A 12,161-nucleotide genomic window follows, 5' to 3' on the forward strand; every position below is an offset into this window, starting at 1 on the left:
GTACCCCCAATTAGTTGTGGGCGTCAATCGACATTGCCACCCACGCGTTCTGTCGTCCGATTTGATCCTGCTCAATCTGTCGTCCGCCGGCCGGCGCATGATAGGCTTGGAGTCGGGGACATCGGGGCGATTGATGTTGATGCGGCCGGAACGACGACAGCCGAGCTTTGCCGAGCTGTTCACGCCGAAGCTGGTCACGGTATGGCGCGAGGGCTATGGCTTCGCCGATTTCCGCGACGACGTGCTGTCCGGCCTCACGGTGGCGATCGTGGCGTTGCCGCTGTCGATGGCCATCGCCATCGCTTCGGGCACCTCGCCGGATCGCGGCCTGGTCACCGCGGTGGTCGGCGGGTTTCTGGTCTCGGCGCTGGGCGGCAGCCGGTTTCAGATCGGCGGCCCGGCCGGCGCCTTCATCGTGCTGGTCGCCGCGACCGTCAGCCGCCACGGCATCGACGGGCTGATCCTCGCCACGCTGCTGTCGGGCGTCTTCCTGATGGCGGCGGGCTATCTGCGGCTCGGCACCTACATCAAGTTCATTCCCTATCCGGTGACGGTGGGCTTTACCGCCGGCATCGCCGTCATCATCTTCGCCAGCCAGATCAGGGATCTCTTGGGGCTGACCCTGGATGGCAAGGAACCCGGCGAGTTGCTGCCGAAACTGGCGGCGCTCGGCCGCGCGTGGCCGACGCTGAACGGTGCGGCCGTGGCCGTCACGCTGGCTTCGCTGGCGATCATCCTGGGCCTGCGCCAATGGCGCCCGTCATGGCCCGGCATCTTGATCGCTGTCGTGGTAAGCGCGGCGGCGGCGGCACTGTTCGCGCTGCCGGTGGAAACCATCGGCAGCAAATTCGGCGGCATTCCGCAGAGCTTCCCGTTGCCGTCCCTGCCGGTGGTCTCGCTGGCGAAACTGCAGGCGGTGCTGCCCGATGCGATTGCTTTCGCGCTGCTCGGCGCCATCGAGTCGCTGCTCTCGGCAGTGGTCGCCGACGGCATGACCGGGCGGCGGCACCGCTCCAATTGCGAACTGGTGGCGCAGGGCGTGGCCAATATCGGTTCGGCGCTGTTCGGCGGCATCTGCGTCACCGGCACCATCGCCCGCACCGCCACCAACGTCCGCTCCGGCGCGCACGGGCCGGTCTCCGGCATGCTGCACGCGCTGTTCCTGCTGCTGTTCATTCTGGTGGCGGCGCCGCTGGCGAGCTACATCCCTCTGGCTTCGCTGGCCGCCGTGCTGGCGGTGGTCGCCTGGAACATGGCGGACAAGCACGATTTCAACATTCTGCTGCGAGCGTCGTGGGGCGACGCCGTGGTGCTGCTGGCGACCTTCCTGCTGACCATCTTCCGCGATCTCACCGAGGGCATCGTGGTCGGCTTCGCGCTGGGCGCGGTGCTGTTCATCAACCGCATGGCCGAGACCACCGGCATCGAGGCCGATGCGCTGGTCGCCGGCGACCGCGCCGACGACGCCAATGGCGAACGGGTGCCCTACGATGCGGCGCTGGCCAGCGATCCCAACGTGCTGGTGTATCGCATCACCGGCGCGTTCTTCTTCGGCGTGGCCTCGACAATCGGCTCGGTGCTCGATGGACTCTCGGGGGGCCACAAGGCCTTCGTGATCGATTTCGCGGCGGTGCCGTTTCTCGACTCCACCGCCGCGAACGCCATCAAGGGCATCGCCGAGAAGGCACGGCGGCAGGGCGTTCGCGTCATTCTCACCGGCACCTCGCAGAGCGTTCGCCGGGCGCTGCTGACCCACGGCGCGCGACCGCCATTGGTGAAATACAGAGCTTCGGTCGCCGCCGCGGTGGCGGAGCTCAAGGCGCCGCCGGCGGCGTCTGGCATGGAGACGCCAACCTTGCGCTGATGGCATCACTCTTGAATAGATGGTGGTGACGCAGCGAGGACGGCCCATTGATTCTGCAATCCCGAAGTAATCTGGTGCTGGCCTGTGGCCTCAGCGCCATCGCCGGCTATGTTGATGGGATTGGCTTCATCCATCTCGGCGGCCTGTTCGTCTCCTTCATGAGCGGCAACTCGACGCGGCTGGGCGTCAGCACAGCAGAGGCCGACTGGCCGAAGGCGCTGCATGCGCTGACGCTGATCGGTCTGTTCGTGGTCGGTGCCGGAATCGGCAGCCTGATCGTGCTCGGCCAGGGCCGGCATCGCCAGCCGCTGCTGCTGGTGGTGGAAGCGGCGCTGCTCGCCGGCGGCGCGGTCTGCTACGGGTTAGGCTGGCCGGAATGCGCCATCGCCGCCATCGTGCTGGCGATGGGTCTGGAAAATGCCGTGTTCCAGATCGGCGGCGGCGCCGGCCTCGGTCTGACCTATGTCACCGGCGCCCTGGTGAAGGTCGGGCAGACCCTGGCGCTGGCGCTGACCGGTGGGCCGCGCTGGGCATGGCTGCCGAATCTGCTGCTGTGGCTGGCGCTGGTGGTCGGCTCGGTGGTCGGTGCTTCCGCCTATTACCGGATCAATCTCACCGCGATCTGGTTTGCCGCCGCCGCCGCGCTTTTCATGAGCGCACTTTTTGCACTGCGTGCGCGGGCGTCGCGTCATTGACAGCCAACATGTCGTCATGATTCCTGTGACACGTACGCTTCCGCTTGAAGCGAAGGATGGTCGATGCCCAATCAGATAAAGCCCCGCGCCGCCTGCCTGATCGGATGGCCGGCCGCGCATTCGCGTTCGCCGCTGATTCACCACCACTGGCTGCGTGCGCTGGATCTGAACGGTGGCTACAGCATCGAGTCGGTGCCCCCCGAAGGCTTCGCCGAATTCGTCATGAACCTGTCGAAGCATGGTTACATCGGCGGCAATATCACCATCCCGCACAAGGAGCGCGTGCTCAACCTGACCGCGCCGGACCAGCGCGCGCGCGCCGTCGGCGCCGCCAATACGCTGTGGTACGACCACGGCACGCTGCGTTCCACCAATACCGACATCGAGGGCTTCATCGACAATCTCGATCACGCCTCCGATGACTGGGACCATGCCGAGGACGCGCTGGTGCTGGGCGCCGGCGGCTCGTCGCGCGCGGTGGTGTTCGGACTGCTCGAACGCGGCATCAAGCGCATTCATCTTGCCAACCGCACCATTGCGCGCGCGCAGGCGGTCGCCGATCAGTTCGGCCCGCGGGTGCTGCCGCTCGCTTGGGAGAATATCGACGGCATTCTGCCCCGCGCCGGCCTGCTGGTGAACACCACCTCGCTCGGCATGAGCGGCCAGCCGCCACTGGAGGTCGATGTCGAGCGGTTGCCCGCGCAGGCGGTGGTGGCCGATCTGGTCTACGTCCCGCTGCAGACGCCGCTGCTTGTCGCGGCCCAGGCGCGCGGCCTGCGCACCGCCGACGGGCTCGGCATGCTGCTGTATCAGGCTGTGCGCGGTTTCGAATTGTGGTTCGGACATCGTCCGGACGTCACGCCGGAACTGCGCGCGCTGGTCGAGGCTGACCTTTCCCTCACAGTAGCGTGATGCGGGAATAGCAATTCGCCCCGGGGGTTTCCATCTGCAGAGCTGGGCGCTGTCTCCGAAGGAAATTCCAATGTCACGATCGATCTCGTTCATCACGCGCATCGGCGCGGGTACCGTGCTGGCGGCGTCGCTGCTGGCATCGGCTGCGTGGGCGCAGCAACCACAGCCGATCCGCATCCGCGGCACCATCGAGAGCGTCGATGGCGCCAACATCACCGTGAAGGCGCGCGACGGCGAGGAGCGCAAGGTGCATCTCACCGACAACGTCTCGGTGACCGGCATCACCAAGACCACGCTGGCCGACATCAAACCGGGCTCCTATATCGGCGTCACCGGCCAGCCGCAGGCCGACGGCACCCAGAAGGCGATTGCGATCCACATTTTTCCGGAAGCGATGCGCGGCACTGGCGAAGGTTTTCGTCCTTGGGATCTGCGCCCCAACAGCACCATGACCAACGCCACCGTCGATCAGAAGGTCGAGGCTACCGACGGCCAGACCCTGACGGTGAAATACAAGGACGGCGAAAAGAAAGTCACGGTGACACCGGACACCCCGATCGTCACCTTCGTGCCGAGCACCAGGGCCGAACTGAAAGCCGGCGCCAAGGTCATCATCATGGGCGCCAGCAAGAAGGAAGACGGCACGCTGGAAACCGCCCGCGTCAACGTCGGCCTCGATGGTCTCACGCCGCCGATGTGAGCGGAGACACGACGCTCTCTTGCTTCCCTCTCCCCTGCGCGAAGCGAACCTTCGCCAGGTGGGAGAGGGTGGACGCGCGTAGCGCGGCCGGGTGAGGGGTAGCGGCAAGTTCCGAGCTTCGTGCCCCCTCATCCGTCGCGCACTTTGTCCGCGTCACCTCCTCCCACCTGGCGAAGCTTCGCTTCGCGCGGGGGAGAAGGAAGGAAGCAACAGCCATGCGCGAGAAACTGTCGGGTTTACTTCTTGTCGCCGTGTTCTTTGCAGCCGCGCCACTCGCGAATGCACAAACGGCCCAGCGCGTGCTTGACGTCCCCGTCGCCGGCGCGCCGCAGCGCGCGCTGTACGTCACGCCGCTGCATCCCCGCGCGAGCATCGTCATGCTGCCGGGCGGCGCCGGCGATGTGGGCCTCGGCGCGGACGGCGCTCTCGCGCACGACAACAATTTTGTGGTGCGTTCGCGGGCGTTGTGGGTGGCAGAAGGTTTTGCGGTGTTGATTCCCGACGGCGACAACCTGCGTGGCCGGCGAAGCTCGCCGGACTATGCCGCGCTGGTCGGCGCGCTGGTCGCCGCCGCGAAGGCCCAGGCGTCCGGTCCGGTGTTTCTGCTTGGCACCAGCCAGGGCGCAATTGCGGCGATGAACGGCGCGGCGCATCTGCGCCACGGCGAGATCGCCGGCGTGGTGCTGAGCGAGTCGGTCTCGGTGCTCGGCGGCAGTCACGAGACGGTGTTCGACGCGCATCCCGGCGAGGTCAACGTGCCGGCGCTGGTGGTCGCCAACCGCGACGACCGCTGCAATGTCGCGCCGCCGCAGGACGCCGCGAAGATCGCTGCGACGATGAGGGATTCGCCGGCGGTGAAGGTTCTCAACGTCAGCGGCGGCACACAGCGCTCGTCGCGAGACTGTGGCTCGCTGTCGCCGCACGGTTACTACGGCATTGAGCAGACGGTGGTCAGCGCCATCGCGGCATGGATGAAGGCGCTGCTGTAAGAGGCGCACCCCTTGGCCGCAATCGACTACTTCACCAATACATGCCCGTCGATCTCGGCGATCGAGTTGACGCCGCACAGGCCCATGGTGACGCTGAGTTCGTTGCGCAGGATGTCCAGCGCCTTGGTGACCCCGGGGCCGCCATAGGCGCCGAGGCCGTACACATAGGCGCGCCCGATCATGCAGGACTTCGCGCCCAAAGCGAGCGCGCGCATCACGTCCTGGCCGGAGCGGATGCCGCTGTCGAACATGACTTCGATGTCCGAACCCACGGCATCGACGATTCCCGGCAGCACGGAGATCGACGACGGCGCGCCATCGAGCTGACGGCCGCCATGGTTGGAGACGACCATGGCCTGGGCACCGACCTTCACCGCTTCGCGGGCATCCTCGATATCGTGGATGCCCTTGATGACGATCTTTCCCGGCCAGATGCTGCGGATCCAGTCGAGATCCTTCCAGTTCAGCGAGGCGTCGAACTGTGTGGACGTCCACTGCGCGACGGATTCCAGGTTGTCGGCATTTTTGACGAAGCCTGCGATGTTGCCGAAGTTGCGCCGCTTGGCCTGCAACGTGCGCATCAACCATGCCGGCTTGCTCATGAAATCGATCATGTTCTTGAGGTTGTAGATCTTCGGCGGCACCGACAGCCCGTTCTTGATGTCGGCGTGGCGCTGGCCGATCACCTGCAGATCGACGGTGAGCACGAGTGCGCTGCATTTCGCCGCGATGGCGCGCTCGATCAGTTCCTTGATGAAGCCGCGGTCCTTCATCACGTAGAGCTGGAACCAGAACGGCTTCTCGACACTCTCGGCGACGTCCTCGATCGAATTGATCGACATGGTGCTCAGCGTATAGGGGATGCCCGCCGCCTGCGCCGCGCGGCAGGCGTGGATTTCGCCGTCGCCATATTGCATGCCGGTGGAGCCGACCGGAGCGCAGATCAGCGGCAGGCTGGCCTTTTCGCCGAGGATCGTCGTGGTCAGATCGCGGTTCGCGATATCGACCAGGATGCGCTGGCGGAATTTCAGCTTCTGGAGATCCGCGGAATTGGCGCGGAAGGTATCTTCGCTGTAGGAGCCATGATCGACATAGTCGAAGAACGCCTTCGGCACCTTGCGCTTGTGCTCCAGACGAAGATCTTCGATGCAGGTGATGTGCTTCATGGTGCGATCCCGGCCCTTCTTGAATTTGCGTATTTCCTTGTGATCTAGCATGGTTGCGTCTGCCGCCAAACGGCAGTTGCGCGCAAACTGCCATGCTTGCACAGGAGGCCCCATGCCAGGCTCCAAACCGAAGTCGCCGACCGCGGCCGAGATCGAGAAGAAGCAGCTCGACAATGCCCTTGAAGAGGGTCTGGAAGAGACCTTTCCGGGCTCGGATCCGGTCAGCGTCACCCAGCCGGCGCACTCGAAAGCCGACCACCACATCAAGCGCAAGGACTGACGGGGTCCGGTCCGAGCGCCGGCCCTATTGCTGAAAAAGTTAAATAGCTGTTATATGTCAATGTGTTGATAAAAGTCTGCCGGCCGGCGGTCGGTAATGATTCATCATATTTTTTGAAGCCATTTTAGGCGGCTGGGCTCTATAAGACCGTCACATACCATGTGGGGCTGGTGTCGCAGGCGAGTCGCCGGGTTCGGTTGGACCCCCTGCGACAACGCGAAAGCGACGAGGGGGTTGAGATGAGCCGCAAATATTTCGGGACCGACGGCATCCGCGGCCGCGCCAATGGCGTGATCACGCCGGAACTGGCGTTGAAGGTGGGGCAGGCCGCCGGCCTCGTATTCCAGCGCGGCGACCATCGCCATCGCGTGGTGATCGGCAAGGACACCAGGCTGTCCGGCTACATGATCGAGAACGCCATGGTGGCGGGTTTCACGTCGGTGGGCATGGACGTGCTGCTGGTCGGCCCGATGCCGACCCCGGCGGTCGCGATGCTGACCAAGTCGATGCGCGCCGATCTGGGCGTGATGATCTCCGCGTCGCACAATTTGTTCGAGGACAACGGCATCAAGCTGTTCGGCCCGCTCGGCTTCAAGCTGTCCGACGACGTCGAGAAGCGCATCGAGGAATTGCTCGACGAGGATCTCGGCAAGAAGCTCGCGGCCAGCGCCAGCCTCGGCCGCGCCCGCCGCATCGACGGCGTGCACGACCGCTACATTGAATTCGCCAAGCGCACGCTGCCGCGCGACCTCAGCCTTGAAGGCCTTCGCGTCGTGGTCGATTGCGCCCATGGCGCCGCCTACAAGGTGGTGCCGGAAGCGCTGTGGGAACTCGGCGCCGACGTAATCTCGATCGGCGTCGAGCCCGACGGTTTCAACATCAACAAGGAATGCGGCTCCACCGCTCCGGAAGCGCTGAGCCGCAAGGTGCGCGAGATGCGCGCCGACATCGGCATCGCGCTGGACGGCGACGCCGACCGCGTCATCATCGTGGACGAGCGTGGCCATGTGGTCGATGGCGACCAGTTGCTCGCGGTGATCGCGCAGAGCTGGAAGGAAGACGGCCGCCTTGCCAAGCCGGGCATCGTCTCCACCGTGATGTCCAACCTCGGCCTCGAGCGGTTTCTCAACGCGCAGGGCATCGAACTGATCCGCACCGCGGTCGGCGACCGCTACGTGCTCGAGCAGATGATGAAGAACGGTTACAATGTCGGCGGGGAGCCGTCCGGCCACATCATCATGTCGGACTACGCCACCACCGGCGACGGTTTCGTGGCCGCCTTGCAGGTGCTGGCGGTGGTGAAGAAGCACGGCCGCCCGGTGTCGGAAGTCTGTCATCTGTTCGACCCGCTGCCGCAGATCCTGAAGAACGTGCGCTACCGCAGCGGCAAGCCGCTCGACAACGACGAAGTGAAGTCGACCATCGCCGCCGCCGAACTGCGCCTCAACGGCCACGGCCGTCTGCTGATCCGCCCGTCGGGCACCGAGCCGGTGATCCGGGTGATGGGCGAAGGCGATGATCGGGTGATGGTGGAGGAGGTGGTGGATACCATCGTCTCCGCGCTGGGGCATGCCGCGGCGGCGTGAGCGGATCGCCGCGCGTGGGGTCCGGCTGCAATGGAGCGCCGTCATCCTGAGGCGCGAGCCCTTGCGAGCCTCGAAGGACGACGGCGCGGAACGCCATCCTTCGAGGCGAGCCGAAGGCGGCTCGCACCTCAGGATGACGGCGGTGTGTCTTTGCTCGTGGGCAAAGCCGGTACAGTCGCGCGCAACGCTGCCATCGACTATTATTAGTAGTCTGCCGCCGCCGTACATTGTACGAGAAGCGTCCCATTGCAGGATGCCGTTGTGAACAAGCCCGTTGTCGTCACAGATGAGATGCAGGTTGCGTCCGTGAGTACGCCGGTCGCTGTGCCCGCCGTCGCCGGCCCTGCCTATCTCGTGCTCGGCGGCATCAGCTTGTCGCATTTTCTCAACGACACCATGCAGTCGCTGATCCCCTCGGTGTATCCGATCCTCAAGCAAAACTATGCGCTCGACTTCGCGCAGATCGGCCTGATCACGCTGGCGTTCCAGCTCACCGCCTCGCTGCTGCAGCCCGTGATCGGTCACTTTACCGACAAAAAGCCGCTGCCGTTCTCGCTGGCGATCGGCATGGGCTTTACGTTCTTCGGCCTGCTGCTGCTCAGCATCGCTCATGTCTATGCGGTGATCCTGGTCGCCGCGGCGCTGGTCGGGCTGGGCTCCGCGGTGTTCCATCCGGAATCGGCGCGGATCGCGCGGCTCGCTTCCGGCGGCCGCTATGGTCTCGCGCAATCCGTGTTCCAGGTCGGCGGCAATGCCGGCTCGGCGCTGGGGCCGGTGCTGGCGGCGCTGATCGTGGTGCCGTTCGGCCAGCCCAGCATCGCCTGGTTCTCGTCGATCGCCTTCGTCGCCATCGTGCTGCTGTGGCAGATCGGGCGCTGGTACCAACCGCGCATCGTGCCGCGCGGCAGCGCCGCCGTAACGCGGCATCCCGACGCGCCGACGCCGCGGCGGGTGGCGCTGGCGATCGGCATCTTGATCGTGCTGGTGTTCTCCAAGTTCATCTATCTGTCCAGCCTGACCAGTTACTACACATTCTATTTGATCGAAAAGTTCGGCGTCTCGACGCAGGGCGCCCAGCTCTATCTGTTCGTGTTCCTCGGCGCCAATGCGATCGGCACTTTCTTCGGCGGCCCAATCGGCGACCGCATCGGGCGGCGCTACGTGATCTGGTTCTCGATCCTCGGCGTGCTGCCGTTCACGCTGCTGCTGCCGTTCGCGGGGCTGTTGGGCACGGCGCTGCTCAGCGTGGTGATCGGCTTCATCCTGTCGTCGGCGATGCCGGCGATCCTGGTCTATGCGCAGGAGCTGGTGCCGCATCGCTTCGGCATGATCTCCGGGCTGTTCTTCGGCTTTGCGTTCGGGGCAGGGGGCATCGGCGCGGCGCTGCTCGGCGAGGTCGCCGACCGCATGGGCATCGAATTCGTGTACCAGGCCTGCGCGCTGCTGCCGGCGATCGGATTGCTCGCGGTCTTCCTGCCAAAGATGCCCGGCAACAGCCGGGCGGCGCCGGCGCGATAGCAGAGGCGCGGCGCTCCCCGCCCCATAGCAAGACTTTGTTAGTAACTATGGCGCGCGCGGGGCAGCGTGTGTCGTCTCGCAGTGCAATTCGTCATCGATTGTCAACCTTAATTGTTAGGGTTAAGTGCCGCTTAAGAAATTGCTGCCATGTTTCGTCCGTGAGTTTCGAGTGTGAGGCCTCAGTTGCCTCTCTGGCAAAAGGACGAAGCCAATGCGTAGCGTTAAATTGATTGCGGCCGCCGGAGCGGCCACCCTGCTGACGATGTCGACCGCCGTTCTCGCTGCCGACATGCCCGTGCCGCCGCCGCAGTATTATGCGCCGCCGGCGCCGCCCGAGGATTTCGGCGGCTGGTATCTGCGTGGCGATATCGGCTTCAGCAATCAGAAGGTGAAGAACATCGCCATGGGCGATAACCGGAATGCGGCACTGCTGTCGCTTCAGGAGACCACCGCATTCGACACCGCCGGCATCTATCAGGTCGGCGTCGGTTACCAGTTCAACAGCTGGCTGCGCGGCGACATCACCGGTCAGTATCGCGGCAATTCGAATTTCAAGGGCACCGACCGAATCACCTTTCCTGCCGGTGGCGGTGTCGTTGGAAACGGCGTCAACAACTACAATGCGACCAAGTCCGAGTGGGTCGTGATGGCGAATGGCTATGTCGATCTGGGCACCTGGTGGTGCGTGACGCCGTTCGTTGGTGCCGGCGTCGGCATGGCGCGGGTCAACATTGCGAACTACACCGACAACGGTTCGACCAACAACAACGGTGCCGGCTTCGGCACCTTCCCGAGCTATGCCGGTGCTCCGGCCGCGTCGAAGTGGAACTTCGCCTGGGCGCTGCACACCGGTCTGGCGTACAAGGTCAACCCGGCGATGACCGTCGAACTCGGCTACAGCTACCTGAACCTCGGCGACGGAACCACCGGACCGGTGTCGGATTACACCGGCTTCACCCGCGGCGTTCCGATGCAGTTCAAGGACATCACCTCGCACGACCTGAAGCTCGGCGTGCGCTGGAATCTCGACAGCCCGCCGGCCTACGCGCCGCCGCCGCCGCTGATCCGCAAGGGCTGATCGGCCTAACTATCTTAACACTGCTTAACGGCGCGGGGGCTTCCCGCGCCGTTTTGTTTTGCGCGGAAGGCGTCCATGCAACCATTGGTTAAGGTTAACGGGGGATGATCAGGCCAGTCCGTTAGTTGAGGAATGTCGTGATGCGTAAGTTTCTTTTGTTAGCACTGATGCTCGGCGCGGCACACAGCGCGCAGGCGGCGGACATGCCGGACCTTCCGGTGTTGCGTGGCGCGATTCCGGAAGGCCTGACTTCGCAGGTCAACTGGCAGGGTTTCTACATCGGCGCCCAGGCGGGTTACGGATCGAGCGATACCAAATTCAAAGGCTCGAACTCCGATATGACGGCGAGTCTGTTGGCCAACACCTTGGTTGGAAATGAAATGAGCGTCGCCTCATGGCCGCTCAGTTTCACCAACCAGTCGGGCCATTCCGAAGCGTATGGCGGTTTTGTGGGTTACAACTCGCAGTGGGACGACGTCGTAATCGGACTTGAGATGAGTTACGTTCACGGCAAGTTCGGCGGCGCGTCCTCCGGCGCTATGTCGCGATACAGCTTGCTGTCGGATAACAACTATCATTCAGTGACGTCGCGCGCGTCGAGTTCGATCAGCATCAGCGATGTCGGCACATTCCGCGCTCGCGCCGGTTATGCTTTCGGAAACTTCCTACCTTACGCCTTCGGCGGACTGGCGCTTGGCCAGGCGGATATCGTTCGGACGGCCTCTGTCAGCGATTTCGTTACCGCGGGGCCGGGCTCGACGACGCCAGCCAATCTGCTGGGGCGGCAACTCGGTGGCACCATCGAGGATGGCAAGTATAGCCACCTGATCTACGGCTACACCGCTGGTCTGGGTTTCGACATGGCGATCGTCGGCGGCCTGTTCCTGCGCGGTGAATGGGAATACATCCGTTTCACGTCCCAAGTGGATACCTCGATCAACACCGTCCGCGCCGGTCTCGGCTACAAGTTCTGACCGGGCGACGCGTGGCTGCGGCGTTCAATCCTGTTGACAGAATATAACGTCGCTGCTGCTCTGTGTCTTCCAGCGGGAGCACAGCAATGCTGAAAATCTACGGCGATAGCGGATCCGGAAATTGCCTGAAGGTGAAGTGGGTCTGCGATCGCCTGTCGCTGCCTTATGTGTGGACCGAACTCGACACGCAAAAGGGCGAAAGCCGCACGCCGGAGTTTCTCAGGCTGAACGGGGCAGGGCAGGTGCCCACGGTCGTGCTCGACGACGGCCGGCCACTGGCGCAGTCCAATGCGATCATTCGGTATCTCGCCCGCGGCAGCGAAGCGGGGCGCTGTCGTTCGTTTTTCGCACTGAATATTCAGAACGGATCGCGGCCGGTATCATCCGGCAGGCCGGCTA

The 12,161-nt window shown here is 64.3% G+C and carries 12 protein-coding genes; 11 read left to right on the forward strand and 1 reads right to left on the reverse strand.

Annotated elements, in window-relative coordinates:
• The first annotated feature begins 133 nt into the window (after positions 1–133).
• The 5 genes from JWR89_RS20865 (at position 134) to JWR89_RS20885 (ending at position 5,160) form a co-directional block, all read left to right on the forward strand.
• A complete protein-coding gene (locus JWR89_RS20865; RefSeq protein ID WP_299719690.1) occupies positions 134–1,864 on the forward strand; it encodes a SulP family inorganic anion transporter in 1,731 nt (576 codons plus the stop codon).
• Between the two features lie 50 nt (positions 1,865–1,914).
• Positions 1,915–2,559, forward strand: a complete 645-nt coding sequence (locus JWR89_RS20870) for a YoaK family protein (RefSeq protein WP_299719716.1) — start codon at positions 1,915–1,917, stop codon at positions 2,557–2,559.
• Between the two features lie 63 nt (positions 2,560–2,622).
• Positions 2,623–3,471, forward strand: coding sequence for a shikimate dehydrogenase (locus JWR89_RS20875; RefSeq protein ID WP_299719693.1), 849 nt, complete (start codon positions 2,623–2,625; stop codon positions 3,469–3,471).
• A gap of 70 nt (positions 3,472–3,541) precedes the next feature.
• Positions 3,542–4,171 (forward strand): DUF5666 domain-containing protein, encoded by a 630-nt coding sequence (locus JWR89_RS20880; protein WP_299719697.1) that lies wholly within the window; start codon positions 3,542–3,544, stop codon positions 4,169–4,171.
• Between the two features lie 215 nt (positions 4,172–4,386).
• Positions 4,387–5,160 (forward strand): alpha/beta hydrolase, encoded by a 774-nt coding sequence (locus tag JWR89_RS20885; RefSeq protein ID WP_299719699.1) that lies wholly within the window; start codon positions 4,387–4,389, stop codon positions 5,158–5,160.
• Positions 5,161–5,186: 26 nt separating this feature from the next.
• Here JWR89_RS20885 and JWR89_RS20890 read toward each other — a convergent pair whose 3' ends face one another.
• Positions 5,187–6,326, reverse strand: a complete 1,140-nt coding sequence (locus JWR89_RS20890; protein ID WP_299719702.1) for an alpha-hydroxy acid oxidase — start codon at positions 6,324–6,326, stop codon at positions 5,187–5,189.
• A gap of 112 nt (positions 6,327–6,438) precedes the next feature.
• On the opposite strand from JWR89_RS20890, the gene JWR89_RS20895 reads away from it, so the two are divergent.
• The 6 genes from JWR89_RS20895 to JWR89_RS20920 all read left to right on the forward strand — a co-directional run.
• Complete coding sequence (locus JWR89_RS20895) at positions 6,439–6,606, forward strand: hypothetical protein (protein ID WP_299719704.1); 168 nt, start codon at positions 6,439–6,441, stop codon at positions 6,604–6,606.
• A gap of 239 nt (positions 6,607–6,845) precedes the next feature.
• The gene (glmM, locus tag JWR89_RS20900) at positions 6,846–8,192 is read left to right on the forward strand and encodes a phosphoglucosamine mutase (protein WP_299719706.1); all 1,347 of its coding nucleotides are present in this window, start codon (positions 6,846–6,848) and stop codon (positions 8,190–8,192) included.
• A gap of 291 nt (positions 8,193–8,483) precedes the next feature.
• A complete protein-coding gene (locus tag JWR89_RS20905; RefSeq protein ID WP_299719718.1) occupies positions 8,484–9,710 on the forward strand; it encodes an MFS transporter in 1,227 nt (408 codons plus the stop codon).
• A 211-nt stretch (positions 9,711–9,921) separates the two neighbouring features.
• A complete protein-coding gene (locus JWR89_RS20910; protein ID WP_299719708.1) occupies positions 9,922–10,788 on the forward strand; it encodes an outer membrane beta-barrel protein in 867 nt (288 codons plus the stop codon).
• A gap of 140 nt (positions 10,789–10,928) precedes the next feature.
• Positions 10,929–11,762 carry an outer membrane beta-barrel protein gene (locus JWR89_RS20915; RefSeq protein ID WP_299719710.1) on the forward strand — a complete coding sequence of 278 codons (834 nt, stop codon included), beginning with the start codon at positions 10,929–10,931 and terminating at the stop codon, positions 11,760–11,762.
• 89 nt (positions 11,763–11,851) lie between these two features.
• Positions 11,852–12,161, forward strand: a 310-nt coding sequence (locus JWR89_RS20920) for a glutathione S-transferase N-terminal domain-containing protein (protein WP_299719712.1), incomplete at its 3' end; no start/stop codon positions are given.

Source organism: Tardiphaga sp., from assembly GCF_028290785.1.
GTDB lineage: Bacteria > Pseudomonadota > Alphaproteobacteria > Rhizobiales > Xanthobacteraceae > Tardiphaga.

What these genes read in the sequence shown, in the direction of transcription:
- JWR89_RS20865 (WP_299719690.1), top strand. Translation starts at nt 134, where the DNA reads ATGTTGATGCGGCCGGAACGACGACAGCCGAGCTTTGCCGAGCTGTTC.
- JWR89_RS20875 (WP_299719693.1), top strand. Translation starts at nt 2,623, where the DNA reads ATGCCCAATCAGATAAAGCCCCGCGCCGCCTGCCTGATCGGATGGCCG.
- JWR89_RS20880 (WP_299719697.1), top strand. Translation starts at nt 3,542, where the DNA reads ATGTCACGATCGATCTCGTTCATCACGCGCATCGGCGCGGGTACCGTG.
- JWR89_RS20885 (WP_299719699.1), top strand. Translation starts at nt 4,387, where the DNA reads ATGCGCGAGAAACTGTCGGGTTTACTTCTTGTCGCCGTGTTCTTTGCA.
- JWR89_RS20890 (WP_299719702.1), bottom strand. Translation starts at nt 6,326, where the DNA reads ATGAAGCACATCACCTGCATCGAAGATCTTCGTCTGGAGCACAAGCGC.
- JWR89_RS20895 (WP_299719704.1), top strand. Translation starts at nt 6,439, where the DNA reads ATGCCAGGCTCCAAACCGAAGTCGCCGACCGCGGCCGAGATCGAGAAG.
- glmM (WP_299719706.1), top strand. Translation starts at nt 6,846, where the DNA reads ATGAGCCGCAAATATTTCGGGACCGACGGCATCCGCGGCCGCGCCAAT.
- JWR89_RS20905 (WP_299719718.1), top strand. Translation starts at nt 8,484, where the DNA reads ATGCAGGTTGCGTCCGTGAGTACGCCGGTCGCTGTGCCCGCCGTCGCC.
- JWR89_RS20910 (WP_299719708.1), top strand. Translation starts at nt 9,922, where the DNA reads ATGCGTAGCGTTAAATTGATTGCGGCCGCCGGAGCGGCCACCCTGCTG.
- JWR89_RS20915 (WP_299719710.1), top strand. Translation starts at nt 10,929, where the DNA reads ATGCGTAAGTTTCTTTTGTTAGCACTGATGCTCGGCGCGGCACACAGC.